The 15193-nt window shown below is 66.1% G+C and carries 17 protein-coding genes; 7 read left to right on the top strand and 10 right to left on the bottom strand.

Annotated elements, in window-relative coordinates:
- Window positions 1–51: 51 nt before the first annotated feature.
- Together A5688_RS23445 and A5688_RS23450 are read left to right on the top strand one after the other, a co-directional pair.
- Window positions 52–1371: an MFS transporter gene (locus A5688_RS23445; RefSeq protein WP_067838347.1), complete on the top strand. Its 1320-nt coding sequence runs from the start codon at window positions 52–54 to the stop codon at window positions 1369–1371.
- The gene (locus tag A5688_RS23450; RefSeq protein WP_067838344.1) at window positions 1371–2144 is read left to right on the top strand and encodes a TIGR03084 family metal-binding protein; all 774 of its coding nucleotides are present in this window, start codon (window positions 1371–1373) and stop codon (window positions 2142–2144) included. The genes A5688_RS23445 and A5688_RS23450 overlap by 1 nt, the downstream gene beginning before the upstream one ends.
- Window positions 2145–2274: 130 nt before the next feature.
- On the opposite strand, the gene A5688_RS23455 is transcribed toward A5688_RS23450, so the two are convergent.
- Together A5688_RS23455 and A5688_RS23460 are read right to left on the bottom strand one after the other, a co-directional pair.
- On the bottom strand, window positions 2275–2595 hold the full coding sequence (locus A5688_RS23455; RefSeq protein WP_064953503.1) for a DUF2710 family protein: 321 nt from the start codon (window positions 2593–2595) through the stop codon (window positions 2275–2277).
- Between the two features lie 72 nt (window positions 2596–2667).
- Window positions 2668–4383, bottom strand: coding sequence for a DUF5631 domain-containing protein (locus A5688_RS23460; protein ID WP_068268292.1), 1716 nt, complete (start codon window positions 4381–4383; stop codon window positions 2668–2670).
- An 82-nt stretch (window positions 4384–4465) separates the two neighbouring features.
- On the opposite strand from A5688_RS23460, the gene A5688_RS27845 reads away from it, so the two are divergent.
- Window positions 4466–4609, top strand: coding sequence for a hypothetical protein (locus A5688_RS27845; RefSeq protein WP_165606973.1), 144 nt, complete (start codon window positions 4466–4468; stop codon window positions 4607–4609).
- A 24-nt stretch (window positions 4610–4633) separates the two neighbouring features.
- On the opposite strand, the gene A5688_RS23465 is transcribed toward A5688_RS27845, so the two are convergent.
- The 6 genes from A5688_RS23465 to A5688_RS23490 form a co-directional block, all read right to left on the bottom strand.
- Window positions 4634–4945: a DUF2694 family protein gene (locus A5688_RS23465; RefSeq protein WP_067838303.1), complete on the bottom strand. Its 312-nt coding sequence runs from the start codon at window positions 4943–4945 to the stop codon at window positions 4634–4636.
- A complete protein-coding gene (locus A5688_RS23470; protein ID WP_007771671.1) occupies window positions 4942–5259 on the bottom strand; it encodes an ESX-1 secretion-associated protein in 318 nt (105 codons plus the stop codon). The genes A5688_RS23465 and A5688_RS23470 overlap by 4 nt, the downstream gene beginning before the upstream one ends.
- Before the next feature lie 49 nt (window positions 5260–5308).
- Complete coding sequence (locus tag A5688_RS23475) at window positions 5309–6757, bottom strand: DUF4226 domain-containing protein (protein WP_067838306.1); 1449 nt, start codon at window positions 6755–6757, stop codon at window positions 5309–5311.
- Between the two features lie 135 nt (window positions 6758–6892).
- A complete protein-coding gene (locus A5688_RS23480) occupies window positions 6893–7255 on the bottom strand; it encodes a DUF4226 domain-containing protein (RefSeq protein ID WP_067838310.1) in 363 nt (120 codons plus the stop codon).
- A gap of 48 nt (window positions 7256–7303) precedes the next feature.
- The gene (locus A5688_RS23485) at window positions 7304–8137 is read right to left on the bottom strand and encodes a C40 family peptidase (RefSeq protein ID WP_067838314.1); all 834 of its coding nucleotides are present in this window, start codon (window positions 8135–8137) and stop codon (window positions 7304–7306) included.
- Window positions 8134–8916, bottom strand: coding sequence for a helix-turn-helix domain-containing protein (locus A5688_RS23490; RefSeq protein WP_067838317.1), 783 nt, complete (start codon window positions 8914–8916; stop codon window positions 8134–8136). The genes A5688_RS23485 and A5688_RS23490 overlap by 4 nt, the downstream gene beginning before the upstream one ends.
- Window positions 8917–9059: 143 nt before the next feature.
- On the opposite strand from A5688_RS23490, the gene A5688_RS23495 reads away from it, so the two are divergent.
- From A5688_RS23495 to A5688_RS23510, 4 genes are all read left to right on the top strand, one after another.
- Window positions 9060–9476: a WhiB family transcriptional regulator gene (locus A5688_RS23495; protein ID WP_067838319.1), complete on the top strand. Its 417-nt coding sequence runs from the start codon at window positions 9060–9062 to the stop codon at window positions 9474–9476.
- Between the two features lie 93 nt (window positions 9477–9569).
- Window positions 9570–10952, top strand: coding sequence for an acyl-CoA dehydrogenase family protein (locus A5688_RS23500; protein WP_067838322.1), 1383 nt, complete (start codon window positions 9570–9572; stop codon window positions 10950–10952).
- A gap of 62 nt (window positions 10953–11014) precedes the next feature.
- Window positions 11015–12010 (top strand): pirin family protein, encoded by a 996-nt coding sequence (locus tag A5688_RS23505; RefSeq protein WP_067838325.1) that lies wholly within the window; start codon window positions 11015–11017, stop codon window positions 12008–12010.
- Entirely contained in the window at window positions 11997–12326 is a 330-nt protein-coding gene (locus tag A5688_RS23510; RefSeq protein ID WP_067838328.1) for a GNAT family N-acetyltransferase, read from the top strand. Before A5688_RS23505 ends, A5688_RS23510 begins: the two co-directional genes overlap by 14 nt.
- 83 nt (window positions 12327–12409) lie before the next feature.
- On the opposite strand, the gene A5688_RS28255 is transcribed toward A5688_RS23510, so the two are convergent.
- Window positions 12410–12889 carry a hypothetical protein gene (locus A5688_RS28255; RefSeq protein WP_242660412.1) on the bottom strand — a complete coding sequence of 160 codons (480 nt, stop codon included), beginning with the start codon at window positions 12887–12889 and terminating at the stop codon, window positions 12410–12412.
- A gap of 1 nt (window position 12890) precedes the next feature.
- On the bottom strand, window positions 12891–14810 hold the full coding sequence (locus tag A5688_RS23520; protein ID WP_067914805.1) for a TNT domain-containing protein: 1920 nt from the start codon (window positions 14808–14810) through the stop codon (window positions 12891–12893).
- Between the last annotated feature and the right edge of the window lie 383 nt (window positions 14811–15193).

The raw sequence follows: 15193 nt of genomic DNA on the forward strand, positions 1-15193 counted from the left end.
CGAGCCTTGCCAACCCCAATCGTGGAAGTCGGTTTCGTGATCCCAACTCGGATGCAGTCCAGCGCACCCGTCGAAGTCTGGCGGTCCGTGCGCGCTTTGCCGGATTTCTGGCGGCTGCTGCAGGTGCGGGTGGCGAGCCAGTTCGGCGACGGTTTGTTCCAGGCGGCGCTGGCCGGGGCGCTGCTGTTCAACCCGGATCGGGCTGCCGACCCGATGTCCATCGCGCGCGCCTTCACGGTTCTGTTCTTGCCGTATTCGCTGTTGGGTCCTTTCGCCGGTGCACTGATGGACCGATGGGATCGGCGCCTGGTGCTCGTCGGTGCCAACGTGGGCCGGCTGATCCTGTTCGCCGCGATCGGCACGATCCTGGCGGTGCGGGCCGGCGACTTGCCGCTGCTGCTGGGGGCCCTGTTCGCCAACGGATTGTCCCGGTTCGTCGGATCCGGGCTGTCGGCGTCGCTGCCGCACGTGGTGCCGCGGGAGCAAGTGGTGACGATGAACTCGGTCGCCACCGCGTCCGGGGCTATCGCAGCGTTCTTCGGCGCAAACTTCATGCTGGTGCCCCGATTCATCTTCGGGGCCAGCGACAAGGGCGCCTCGGCGATCGTGTTCCTCACCGCGGTTCCCGTGTCGATCGCGTTGCTGTTGTCGTGGCGATTCCGTGCCCGGGCATTGGGCCCCGACGACACCTGGCGAGCGATCCACGGACCGGTCATCTACGCGGTGATCACCGGCTGGCTGCACGGGGCGCGGACGGTGGCGCAGCGTCCGACGGTCGCTGCCACCCTGTCCGGGTTGGCCACCCACCGGATGGTCGTCGGCATCAACTCGCTGCTGGTCTTGTTGCTGGTCCATCACATGCCCAACATCGAGGGTGGGGGATTCGGCACCGCGTTACTGTTTTTCGGCGCCGCGGGCCTGGGCGCATTTTTGGCCAACGTGCTGACACCGCCGGCGATCCGCCGGTGGGGGCGTTACGCGACGGCCAACGGTGCGTTGGCGGCGTCGGCCATCATCGAGGTCGCCGGCGCCGAGCTGCTGCTCCCCGTCATGGTCGGGTGCGGCTTTTTGCTCGGCGTCACCGGCCAGATGGTCAAGCTTTGCGCCGACACCGCGATCCAGATTGACGTCGACGACGCTCTTCGCGGGCACGTGTTCGCCGTACAGGACGCACTGTTCTGGGTCGCGTTCATCGTCTCGATCACGGTGGCCGGCATCTTGATTCCCGATGACGGGCACGCACCCGCATTCGCGCTGTTCGGGTCGGGGCTGTACCTGGTCGGCCTGGCCATGCACAGCTTCCTGGGCCGGCGCGCGGAGCAGGCGAATAATCGCTACCCGGCGGGCGCAACCGACGAGCGGAGGCAATGATGGCGGGTCCCGAACCGATCGTGGCTGACCTACGGTCCGAAAGCGATGAGCTTGACGCCCTGGTCGCGCCGCTGCCGGCCGAACGCTGGGCCGATCCGACGCCCGCGCCCGGCTGGACCATCGCCCATCAGATCGGCCACCTGTTGTGGACCGACCGGGTCGCGCTGACCTCGGTCACCGATGAGGCCGGGTTCGCCGAAGAGCTCAAGGCCGCCGCCGCCGACCCGACCGGCTTCGTCGACGCGGGCGCCGCAGAGTTGGCCGCTCTGGCGCCGGCCGAACTGCTGGCCGATTGGCGGATCACGCGCGCCCGGTTGCACGACGAGCTGTTGTTGGTTCCGGCCGGGCGCAAACTTCCCTGGTTCGGGCCGCCGATGAGTGCGGCGTCAATGGCTACCGCGCGGTTGATGGAAACGTGGGCCCACGGGCTGGACGTCGCCGACGCGCTGGGCGTCAAGCGGGTGGCCACCGATCGGCTGCGGTCGATCGCACATCTCGGGGTGCGCACCCGCGACTACGCCTTTTTTGTGAACAATCTGGAGCCACCGGCCGAGCCGTTCCTCGTAGAGCTGCGCGCGCCCGGCGGCGACACTTGGAGCTGGGGATCCCCCGACGCGGCCCAGCGAGTCACCGGTTCGGCCGAAGACTTCTGTTTTCTGGTCACTCAGCGCCGCCCGCTCAGTGCCCTCGACATCACTGCGCATGGGGCCGACGCCCAGCGCTGGCTGGAGATCGCGCAAGCCTTCGCGGGGCCGCCCGGCGCCGGGCGATGAGCGCGTGAAACACGCGGAGAGGCGGGGCCAACCAGACCCAAGCGCCGGTCGATGAGCGCGTGAAACACGCGAAGAGAGCCGGGGCCAATCAGACCCAAGCGCCGGTCGATGAGCGCGTAAAACGCGTCCGTCAGTGCAGCGGGCCGCCGTAGCTCGCCCGGTTCTCGGCCTCGGCCTCCTCGCGCAGCGCGGTGATCGCGAGGTTCAGTCTTTCGGCCAGCTCGCCGTGGCCGTATCCGGTCATCACCCCGGGATGCAAAGTCAGTTTCAGCAACCGGCCGTCGGAATTCGCCACCGCGTGAATATCGCCCAGGTCGACGCTGTAGGTGACGGCCTCGGCCTGCGCCACAAGGGCTTCCCACTTGTCGGCCGCCTCGCTCAGTTCCCGAAGAACCGATTCGACGAGATCCTTCTCGCTGAGATTCGCGCGACTGCCCGAACCCGCCACCATGACAGTATCGTCGACCCCTCCGACCAGCGTCAATTCAGACGCGAGGGGGTTTGCGCGCAACTTGTTGGGCGCTCACCCGGCGAGCTTTTGATACCAGGCGAGGTGATAGTTCGCCGACACCGCGTCTCCGCTGGCGATGCCCTCGGTGGCGGCCATCAACAGGCACTTGAGCAGGAGCGCGGGATTGATGTTCGGATACTGAACGAGCAGCTGGTAGCGCGCGGTATCGAGATGGACCCGCAGCACGTCGACCTCCTGGTCGACCACAACCGTTCCCGCGGCGGCGGCTTGTGCCAGCCTCGGCACGATCTTGGGCAGATCGTCACGCCCACGTGCGGCCGCATTCAGCACGCTCGCCAAATCCTCGATGGCGGGCAGGGCGCGGGGCTCGACCGACGACGTGGTGGCGGCGAAGTCCACCGAGCGATGCAACGAATCACCGGGAGCGTAAGTGACGACGCGCACCGTTTCGCCGATCAGTGCGGCGACCCTGCCGCTGCGATGCTCGGGTTCCAGCAGGCGCACGCCGGCCGGCAGGGTGATGCCTGACGGTATCCATCCGTGCGCCAGATCGGTGACCAGTACCGTCGTGCCGTCGGAGCGATCGCCGATCGCCCAATTCAGGCGCGGCTCCTGCCGGACCACGAATTCGAGCAGCCTGTTCAGCCGTGCGTTTTCGAATCCTGTTGTGGTCGATGGCTTTTCGCTGCGCGTCTGGGCGGCGGGGAAGGCGGCGGTGTCGGTTTCGGCCGCGGCGGGGGTGGCGTCAGCGGGGGCGGCGTCGGCCACGGCTTCCTGCGGGACCACCGGCGGCTCGGCCTCGCCGGCGACCGGCTCGTCGACGACCACGTGGTGACGACCGGAGTCGGCCTGATCGGGCGTCGACTCCTGCGTCGGCGCCTCGAACATCGCCCGGCTGACCACCGGAATGACCTGCGTCTCCTCGAGAGGGGACCCCTCGGCGGCGGCGAGCTCGTCCTCGGCGGCGGCGTGCTCGTCCTCGGCGGCGGCGTGCTCGTCCTCAGCGGCGGCCCCCTCGTCCTCGCCGGCGGCCGGCCCGACGACCGCGTGGTGGCGACCGGAATCGGCTTGATCCGGAGCCGCCTCGGGCGCAGACGAAACGGGCTCGGCCCGGACCACCGGGATGACTTGTGTCTGGTCCAGGTGTGACACATCGGCGCTGCTAGGGGTGGGGCCGTCGGCAGGAGCCTCCTGTGAGGGTGCCTGCGGTGTGCCGATCTCGGCGACCGGTTCGAGCGCGGACGCTCGGCGACGACGCCTCCTGCCCGGACGTGGGGATGGCGTGGATGCGCTCGGTGCGGGAGCTTCGGCGATGGGCTTGACCTCGCGGATTGCGGGCAGCACCTGCGTTTTTTCCAGGTCGGCCTTGGACGGCTCGACCCTCGGTGGGGGAGCAGGGGGTGCTTTGGCGCCGCTTTGTACCGCATGCAGGTAACGAATCGTCGATTCGACTCGGCGCACGGCGCGGCCGCGGGCCTCGTCGATGACGCGCGCCTCCGCCGCCTGGCGGGAGAGGTCGGTCATCCCCGCTCGCTTGAGCAACTTCAACTGATCATTGGCCGCGTGAGCGATTCGCTCCAGGTCGGCCTTGAGATACTCAGCGAGGGTGGCAGTTTCGCCCGTGACCGTCGACAATTCGGCAGGCCACAACCCGCCTGTCACCCACGGGGTGCAGTCGATAGGGGAGCTGAAAGCCGGCGTCGCCAGTGATTCCCGGGTAGCTCTCCGGAGGCGCTGGCGCGCCGACATCCGACCGAAGACCGCCACCGGCTAAGCGTACCGGGGCCTGGCGGGCGGCTTGTGCGGTCAGTGAATTGTGCGGTCGCAAGGCCCTGGGTAGCGTGAGGACATGGCTGATTCTGCACTGCAGCAGCAACTCGACGAGGTGCGCACCTTGCTCGCCCGCGCGCGAGAGTTGTTCGGCCCCAATCCGGTAGAACCACCGACCGGAATCGCTCCCGATCCCAACGTTGCCAAGCCGTGGCTGCGCTAGGCCGGCAGCTGGCCTGAGATTCGGCTACCGCGCGCCGTTACGTCGGCGCAATTTGTGCGCCAGCAACTTCTCAATGGCCGCATCCAGATCGCGGGGGCTCGGGACCTCCGCGGAAGGGGTGTGCCCGGCCGCGACGATCTCATCGCGAATTTCCAGCAACGCTTTGAGGCACGACACGTCGGCGGTCAGCAGGATGCCCTGCGCCAGCGTCTCGGCATCGGTGTCCATTGCCTCTTCGCTCAGCGCGACGCTGTGCATATAACCGCCGCGGCAAGAGCGGACAAGGATGTGTCCACTCGGGTGAACAGTGTCAAAAGCGGGATTCGCGTCGGTCATCGACCGCGGTCGACGATGTCGCCGAACTTACCTGCCGCCTCCTGCTCGTGCTGTTCCCACATCGTCGCCGAAACAGTCAGTTTGTCGGCCAGATCAGCGTGGTCAGCAGCTTGCTGCTCATAACACTGACGTCGAAGCTCCAGCAGCTCACGACCCGCGTCGCGCAATTCACTGAAGATCGGCCCTAGCGAATCGAGGCTTTCTTGGATGGCGGCGTGCGACGACGGAACGGTACGCAAATACTCCGAGGTGTCCTGATGATGCGCGGCAGCCTGACGCAGGTGCGCAGGCACTACATGAATCGAATCTGCCATCCGCTTCTCCCGTTTACTCCCGCCGGTTTTGCCGGCGAGTTCGTTTCTGTCAGGTGGTCGACGAGGTCGCCGGCCGGGTAGGTGTCGGTGGGTCAGGCTTGGCCGGCGTCGTCACTGCCGCGGTCGCCGCCGGCGGATGCTCCCAGCCTAGGAAGCTCGGCCCACTCACGGTGGCGATGTGTTGAATTTGGCCGTCGAGAAGCGCCTTGCCGGGACCGAGGGCGAGCGCATGTCGATCGGTGAACATACCGATATCGCCGGGAGTCAACCGCACGGAATCGACGGGGTTGGGAACCGCGGTTCCCGGTGGGGGAATCGTCATGCCTTGCTGTTGGAAGGCCTCCGCTATCGGGGTGCCGCCGATGGCGGCCGTGATCGCCGCTGCCAATTGTGGGCTGGCCGCGGTCACCGTTTCCCCGTCGGGCAAGCTCACCGGTGTCGGTCCGGCAGCCGGCTCGTCGGGTGTGCCCTGCTGGTCGGTGGGCCCGTCGCCGGCCTCGGTCGCAGCGTCGTGTGCACCCGGGTCCTGGTCTTGGGCGTCCGGCAGCTCCTCGTCGGCCAGCTCTTCGACAGCGGGATCGGTCCCGTCGCCACCTTGCAGTCCGGCGAGCGGAAGGCCGCCGGGCGCTTCCCAGCCGCCGGTGGAGCCAAGTCCCGGAAGTGAACCGCCACCAAAGCTGGGCATCGCGGGCGCCATCGGGGGTGGCAGCGGGGGCGGCACTGCGGCGCTCGCGATCGGATCGGGCCCGGACGCCTCCCCCGAGAGCAGTTCGTCGTCGCCGGCCAATAAGGAGTCCAGCAACGGATCCCATTCGGTGTCGAGATCGTCGGTCGCGTCGACCGCGGGTGTATCACCGACGGGCACCGCGGCTCGCGGCTGTTCACCGTGGGGATCCTGTTCGCCTTTGGAGGCGTCGTACAACGACGTCCAGGCCGCCATCAGCGCTGACTTCGACGTGTCATCCAGGCTGGCGCCGAGGACGACCGCGCGAATGTCTCGCAGCTTGCCGATGAGGAACCGCTGGAAATCGCGTGCGCCCGCCGGGGTATCGAGGTCCGATCTGCTCCGTACCGCGGCTTCGGTTTCGTGTTGCAGTTTGGTGAGGGCTTCCCTGCCGTCGACCGCACGCAGGTGGGCGTTCAGGATCGCCGAGACGACCTGCATGTCCAGCTGCGAACTCGCCGAGTTCTGTTGCGCGAGAGCCGCTTCAGCGTTGGCGATGGCGTCCGCCGCAGCACCGGTCTCGTCATCGGGCGGCGGCGCGGTTTCGGCGGACGGGTGCCTCGCCGGCGGGTCGGCCGTTGTTGCGGCTCCGAAGACGCCCGGGTGCTGTTGGCGGATCTTGCTCAGGATCGCCTCGAGTTGTTCGGGTCGGGTGGCGGGGGTGATCACGGCGTTGATCTCGGTCGGCGCCAACCCCGCCTGCCACGCGTTCGGATCACCGGTGCGGTCTCGGACGTATTTGACCGCGGCAAGCAGGTCGTCATACGCCGACATCAGAGTGGCAGGCGGCGCCGCAGCCTGCGTGGACGCTGCTGCGAGAAATGGCGCGAGCCCTCCATGCCCGGCGACTGTACTCAGGCGCATAGCTGCCGACAATTCACTGGTTTGCACGGTGTGGACTAGTTCCGGCTAGCCGCTACCGGTGGCGTACTGGGCTCGAAGGCTCTGCAACACAGCCTTTTTCGCGTGATCGAATTCGCGGGCCTGAGCCACTACCGACGCGATCTCACGTTGCTTGGCCATGAGGAATTTCTGAAACTCGCGCGCCCCCATGGGCGTATCGAGGGCAAGATCCGCCTGGTTCACGGTCGCGCGGTCGATCTGCTCGGCGATGGAATCCAGTCGCCTGACACTCTCGCGCGCCGCCTCGTGAGCGCTGGTCAGCACTTCGTTCAGCACACGGTCGGCTTCCGACGCGGCGCCGTGCTGATTCGCCAGCGCCGACCGACGCGCCTCGACGGCCTCTAACGAAGGTCCGGGTTGTTCCGGCATCGGCTCACCCTTCTCGTCGTGCCCGCATTGCCGGGCGGTCTTGGCTGGTCATATCGGTCGACGGATCGCAATGTTGTTCCCCAGGCGGCTTATTCGCACCGTGGCACCCGAGTAGGGCGCTTCGACCACGAGGTTGTTCCCGATGGCCAGCTGCACATGGCCGGCGTGCGGAAACACCAGATCCCCTGGCCGCACCTGCGAGCGGGGCACCGGGATCCCGTCGTTGATCTGCTGATAGGTGGTGCGATCCAAGTGAATACCGGCCTGCGCGTAGCTCCACTGCACCAGGCCCGAACAGTCGAACTGGTCGGGACCAGTCGCGCCCCATACATACGGTCGGCCCAGGCGGGACAGTGCGGCGCGCACCGCCAGAGCGGCGCGGTCGTTCGGTAGGCCCCGCAGTCCTGATAGTCCGAGCCGGCGGTCGTGCCGGAGCCGATAGCGCAAGGCCACCAGTTCCGCGTGGCGACGTCGGGCGCGCAGACGCGCCGACAACACGTGCGCCCGCTGGGTACGCAGGCGAGTTGCGCGGCGCCGCATCGCCTCCCGCTGCGCCAGTGGTGTCGCCGGCATCGTGGCGGCATCCGCGCGGGCCACATCCAGGACGCTTCGGGTCAGGTCGCTGGCCTGTGCTCGCTCGCGATGCGCGCCGGCGATGATGTCGGTGGCCGCGGTGTCGGTGTCGGCGGCCGCCGCGAGGCGTTGCCGGCTCTGGTTCACCGCCAGTTGGTATCCGCCGTGCGCGAGCTTGCTGCTCAGCCGGGCGGCTCGCTGCAACACGTCGCGGTAATGCGCGGTGTCCGCGATGAGGGACGACGGCTGGGTGCTGCCGGCGAATAGCTGGTGGGCACGGCTCAATGCTTCGACTTCGCTTTGACTCACGATGCCCCCTCGCCGTCCTGGGCCGCGCCTTGTCGGCCCGACTCGAACGCATCGGTGAAGGCACGTACGCGGGGGAGAGCACCCGGCGCGATCACCCCCCGATTGCGGATGTCCCACATCTCGTCGACGTCGACGCCGACTAGTGCGGCGATGATGGTCTCCGGCAACGACGACTGTGTGCATGCCCGGTCGAAGCGGGCGCTCAGGCTGCTGGGCATCCGCTTCAGCAGCGCCGTGCGCGTCGCCTCCAAGGCTTGCAGGTGCTCCATCAGCCGGTCGGTCGAGTCGGCGCCGGCGTTCACGGCCACCCGCCAGGAGCTGGCGGCGAGCATCTCGGCCTTCACGCATTGCGCGATCACAGACAGAATATACGTCTCATATTCGTTTGATGTTGTCGCAGGCAATCGATCGATGACGGATTTGAGGGCATCGAGCTGTGCTTCGGCGTAGCCTTCCAGCACTTCTGTGTCGCTGTGCCGGTCGACCACCACCGGTCCGGTGCGCCGCGCGGGCATGGGGGCCGGAGGCTGCGCGGCCATCAGGCGGGCCAGCTCGGCGTCCGGATCTGCGGCCACCAACAGCCGCGAGTAGGTGCCCGGCGGCAGGCCTAGGCCATTTTCAATCTTCTGAACTGTGCTTTTGTGCGGCTTGCGGGCTCCACGCTCGAGAAAGCTGAGTCCCATGATGCTGACTCCTGTCGCGGCGGCGAGGTCGGCCAGCGACCAATCGCGCGATTCCCGCAAGGCGCGGATGGCCGCGCCGGCCGATTCACGGGTCACCGCACGCTCCGGCCATGGGCCGGATATTACACAGCCAGCGCCTTCGATATCGGTATATACGTTTTTGTCACGTTTCCCTTGCGTCGGGCGGCTGGTTCTGTATACGCTTTTGCCTACGTTTCACGCTCGACAAGGAGACCGACATGGGACACCCCTGCGCAGCCAACCCGGAACTTTGGTTCGGCTACCCCGACGACGACGGTGGTGACGGCGCCGCGAAGGCGCGCGCATACGAGCGGTCGGCCACCGAGGCACGCATCCAATGCCTGCGCCGCTGCCCGCTGGCACAGCAGCGCCGCTGCGCCGCACACGCCATCGCGCATCGTGAGGAGTACGGCGTCTGGGCCGGCGTCAAGCTGCCGGGTGGCCAGTACCGCAAACGTGACCAGCTCGCTCACGCCCACGACGTCCTGCGGCGTATCGCCGCCGGTGAGATCAATGCCCGGCAGCTGCCCGAGAACGCGGCGCTGCTGGCACGCCACGAGCACGAGTCAGTCGCGGTGGCCGCGGTCGTGCTGCACCTGCCGCTGGCGCAAGTCAAACCCCGTTCGGCTGCCTGACATTTCGCCAAAGGCCGGGGCAGCAGTTTGCTGAGCCGGTCAACGGGGTAGTCGGGGTCGGCAAGACCAGTCTGTCGACCTAGAGGCGCACCCATGACGTTCGACCTGACCCCGACGGCAGCACAACACGACCTGGCCCGGCGCACGCACGAGTTCGCCGAATCCGTAATTCGCCCAGTAGCCCTCGACTACGACCAGCGACAGGAATTCCCGTGGGCCGTGCTGGAGGAGGCGGCCCAGCGCGGTTTCTACAGCCCGCTGTTCTACCGCGATCTGATCGGTGATCCGACCGGCATCTCCCTACCGATGTTCATGGAGGAGCTGTTCTGGGGGTGCGCCGGGATCGGCTTGGCCATCGTCATGCCGGCGCTGGCACTGTCGGCGATCGGCCAGGCCGCCTTGCCGGAGCAGATGCTGGAGTGGGCGCCCGAATGTTTCGGCACACCAGGAGATCTCAAGCTCGCCGCCCTGGCCATCTCGGAGCCGGAGGGCGGCAGCGACGTGCGTAACCTGCGCACTCACGCGCGCCGCGACGGTGACGACTGGATCATCGACGGCCACAAGATGTGGATCGGCAACGGCGGCATCGCCAATGTGCACGTGGTCAACGCGGTGGTCGACGAGGAGCTTGGCCATCGCGGTCAGGCGTTATTCGTGGTTCCGGGCGGCACCCCCGGGCTCAAGCTGCTGCGGAAACTGGACAAACTGGGCTGTCGGGCCTCTCATACGGCCGAGTTGCTCTTCGAAGGAGTGCGCGTTCCGGGAGCCAATCTGCTTGGCGGAGAGGAAAAGCTGGAACACAAACTGGCCAAGGCCAGGGAAGTCGTGGCGGGCGGGAAGCGGTCCGGTTCAGCCACATTGGGCACCTTCGAGCAGACCCGGCCCATGGTCGCCGCGCAGGCCATCGGCATCGCGCGCGCCGCGCTCGAGTATGCGACGGCGTATGCCACCGAGCGCGAGGCCTTCGGTGGACCCATCATCGACAACCAGGGCATCGCCTTTCCGTTGGCGGAATTGGCCACCCAGATCGACGCCGCACGGCTGCTCACCTGGCGGGCCTCCTGGATGGCGGCCAACAACGTTCCCTTCGAACGCGGCGAGGGCTCTATGTCGAAGATGGCCGCCAGCGAAGTCGCGGTCAAGGCCACCGAGCGCGCCATCCAGACCATGGGTGGCTGGGGTTACATCACCGATCATCCGGTGGAGAAGTGGTATCGGGATGCCAAGCTGTACACCATCTTTGAAGGAACCAGCGAGATCCAACGGATGGTCATCTCCAACGCGCTGGGTGCCGCGGTCGGCACACCGCCACTGCATGTCGTGCTAGAGCCGTCCGGGGGAGCCCTGAACCGGGTGTTCGGGCGGGGCACCCCGCTGCGATCCCGGGTCGCCGACACCGCCCTGTCGATGCAAGATCGTGTGCCCGAGCCGGTCATGAGGCTGGCCATGAAGGTGCTGCGGCCCCCGGGCAAGTAGGTGCGCCGAGTACGGTCGCGGTTGACGGCGCCGCATCAGGGCCCGGCGACGAAGGGTGGACGATGAGCAACCTTGAAGTCGCGCCGGCCGAAGTTGCCTGCGCTGCTTCACAACAGCTGGACGCCTCGCAGATGGTGGAAGTGCTGCGGCCGCGTGAGGTTCCGCTGGGCGGCCCGAGGGCAATCCGGGTGCAGCGCACCCTTCCGCAGCGACAGCGCTCGCTCATCGGGGCGTGGTGCTTCATCGACCACTACGGCCCGACGGCCGCGAGAATGGACGTCCCGCCGCACCCCCATACGGGACTACAAACCGTCAGCTGGTTGTTCGGTGGGGAAGTGGAACACCGTGACAGCGCCGGCGTGCACGCGGCAGTTCGGCCCGGCGAGCTGAATTTGATGACCGCGGGGGCCGGCATCTGCCATTCGGAGGTGTCGGTCGATTCCGGCGGCCCGCTGCACGGTGTCCAGCTCTGGGTCGCGCTGCCCGGATCCGATCGTGACACCGGGCGAGACTTCGCCCATCACACGCCCGCGCCCCTGGCACTGCCCGGTGCGGAGGCGCGGGTCTTTCTCGGCGGGCTGGCTGGCGGCCGGTCCCCAGTGCCGACGTTTACGCCGTTGCTAGGGGCCCAGATCGACCTCGACGTCGGGGCCTCCTTGGACCTCGATGTTGACCCCTCCTTCGAACATGGTGTGCTTTGTGATTCCGGGTCCGTGCACGTGGACGGGACGGCGCTGGCGCCAGCCGAATTGGCCTACCGCAGTCCCGGCCATGCCCGGCTGCGCGTGTACAACACGGGGGAGGGGCCCGCGCGGGTACTGCTGCTCGGCGGCACACCGTTCGCCGAAGAGTTGGTGATGTGGTGGAACTTCGTCGGGCGGAGCCACGAGGACATCGTCGACTATCGCCGTTTGTGGGAGGGCGCCGACGACCGATTCGGCGCCGTCCAGGGATACCGGGGAGCGCTCGCCCGGCTGCCCGCCCCGCCTTTGCCGACCGCTCGGCTGCGGCCCCGGCCTACACCACAAAGAAAGGGAAGCACAGATGACAACCGATAAGACCGGCGCCGAAGCCACGGTCAGCCTGCAAGACGGCAAGTACACGATCGCCGTCGAGGGCAAGACGGTGGGGCTGGCCGATTTCGCCGACCGCGGCGATCAGCGCGTCTTCTACCACACCGAAATCGATCCGGCGTATGGCGGACGAGGGCTGGCGACCATCCTCGTCGAGGAGGCGCTCAACGAGGCGCGAGATGAGGGCAAGCGCATTGTGCCGGTGTGCTCGATGATCGGCACGGTACTCAAGAAGCATCCCGAATTCGACGACATCACCGATCCGGTCACTCCGGAGATTACGCGGTGGGTGCGTTCATAGCGGCAGTCGCGTTCTCAATTGGATGATGCCAAAAGAAACCGTCCGGCCACTCGATCGGACAGCTATTTCTAGCACTATTATCTCTAGAGCCCTCCCTGCTGGGCGATGTCCAGCAGTTCGTCTATCGACTTGTGCATAATATGGCTGAAAATCGTCGCATCGCCTACGACCAGAATCGCGCATTCACCATCCATGCACAGCTCTATATTTCCCTTGTCCAACTCGCTGACTTCGATTCCCTCAGAGTATCCCAACTTATAGAGGTCGGTGCCTAATGGGCCAGACGCCAGACTGGAGCGGGCAAGCGTGGCCCAATCCCACACTAGGTACTTTTCAACCAGGTCAAAGCTTGTGAATGTTGCGACATCATTTCGTCTATGACCGCGGTCATCGACCATATCGATTGCCCAGTGACTTCTATCGCCGCGGATATGGGCTGCATAATCATCGGCTTTGAATGCGATTGCGCAGTCTTCACAGTTTGACGATACTGACACGCCCTTTAAACCAGCCTTAGGCGCCCAGTCGGACCAAATCTCTGATAAACGCGAAAAATTTACCATTTCACCGTATCCGCCGTACCACGCCAAACCGTTCCAGCTGCTCCACAGTACCATTTGTGCCGTCTGGCTTGATAATTCGGTATTGCTGACCGCCGCCGGGCTGGTGGAACCAAGGCGCTGCTTCCGATTCCTCTATATGCCAGCCCGGTGGCAGCGCAGACGGATCTTGTACCACGTATTGGTAGAAGGGTTTGGCAGCACTTTCCGGTGGCAATGAAAGTTGAGGAAACGGCGTTCCGTCAGGAGCCAAATACGCACCGCCGGGGTGCCCGAAGCGGCCGAGAACCGTGCTCGTCGGCAGGTTTGCGTCCGGGATAACGGTGCCGGGCACGGCGTACGGCTTCGTCGCCAACGTGTCATCGGGGTAGAAAAGGCTGCCGTCGGGGTTGGTGAACTCCGGGCCAGGGTCGACTGGCGTGTACCCGTGGAATAGGGGGTGATTGTGCGGGAGCGGCGGAGGTGGCTCACCAACCGGCGCCGGGCTGTCGGGCATCGCAGGTACAGGGTGTCCGGCCGGCGCGTGGTCGACGGGCACGTCGCCGTGCGGCCCGGACGGCGCGTGCTCGACCGGTGGGGGGTCAAGAGGGTGGGTGCCCGGGACGGGCTCTCCGCCAGCGCCGGGTAGCGGGGCATGCGAGGTGAGGTTCCGCTCGGCGGCTTGAAAGTGTTCCTCGGCCCCGGCGAGTGCGCGGGGGAACACGTTGTCGGCGGTCAGGCCCTCCAACATTTCGCGGCTGAACAGCATCTTCACGCCTTGCACCAGCGCCTCGCCGCCCGCCTTGAGCTCCGGCGCCCCGACCGCCAGGGTGATCGCAGTAAATAGGGGCTCGGAGGTCGCTTCTACCTGCCCGGGATCCGGTGTTCGCATCCCGGCCAACTTGCCGCCGTTGAAGGTGAAGTACGTGCCGGTGGCTTGGTCGAAGAACTCACCCGTGCCGTTATTGAGCTGACCGAAAGCTTGTACGGACTGCCCGTTGACGTTGTAGGTGAACATGAAATGCCCGTCGGGGGCGACATTTATCGACGCGGGGTCAATGCTGTTGTAGTCGGGGATTTTTCCGAGGTCGTCGAGTGCATGGGCTAGATCGGCCTTGAGCTTTGGCAGCTTGGCACTGGCGGCCTCGCCTTCCGGCGAGCCCGGGCCGTGGGTGTAGAGGTCGGCCGTGGCTTTGTTGAGCGCGTCCTGCGCGGCGCGAACCTTGGCCATTTGGTCCACGACGGCCTGGTTGGTGACTTGGCGGATGTCAGCCAATGCGGCCTGTTGAGCCGGAGACGGCGGGGACACGCCGTCAGCGTCGGCGCCATGGAGGGGGGCGCCGTCATACCCCTCGGCATGAAGGTTGTTCAGTGATTTTTGAAGCCCGTCGGAATAGCCGTTGCGAATCGATTGCAGCGCAGCGAGTGCCGCCTTGGTGTCGCGGAGGGCGTCGTCCTCGCAGGTGTCGATGAGGGCATGCAGCGCATCCTGCTCGGCCACGCTGAGCGTCTTGTCGTTGGTCAACAGGGCGACGGTCTGGACCACCAAGTCCGAAATGTTCTTCAACTGGGAATCCAAGGTAGCGATCCGCGCTGCGCCTGCCTTTTGTGCGTCGGCCAACGCCGCAGCGATATCCTCCAGGTCCGCACCGATCTTGGGCAGCTGCAAGGATTGCGTCCCAAGGGATTTCACGACTCGCTGCACTTCTTCAGAGTCGTTGATCGGATGACCGCCATCATGGTGATTCCAGGCAGTTTCGAAGCGGGTGCGGGCTTGCTCGAAAGCGTTGTTGGCCTCCGCGGTGCATCGCCCCGCGCGATGAAATGCGCCGGCTAGATTGGAAATCTGCAGTGGGCTGCCGGCCTGAAGGCTTGCATTGATCGCCCAGGGATCGCCGCCGACTTCAGCGATCAACGCATCCTTATCTATATAGGGAAGTCCCATGACACCGTCGATGGCTGGCGAGCGACACATATCTCACCGGGGATGCAGCGGCGTGAATTCGCGCCGGATAGAGGACCCGCGCCGATATGCATTTGCTACCCCTCCTGAACTGTCCATCAGGGTACTAACGCGGACACACCGGTCAATTCACTGCAATATTGCGTGTCACGGAACGCGCTGCTGACGGTATGGGTTGTGTAACGGTCGCGCCCGACGTGAACGGCCGCCCTGTTCGAGTCGGCTAGCTGCGGTGCTGTGCGCATCCGCCCGGCCGACGTCGCATCCGTCTTTTATATACGGCCGCAACGTGTTCCGATGCCTACGGATCGCCTCGCAAGGACGGCCATTTTTGCGTGAATGCGCAGGGGCCGGTCTGAAATGAT

The sequence above is a fragment of the Mycobacterium mantenii genome, from assembly GCF_001667865.1.
Taxonomy (GTDB): Bacteria; Actinomycetota; Actinomycetes; order Mycobacteriales; family Mycobacteriaceae; genus Mycobacterium; species Mycobacterium mantenii_A.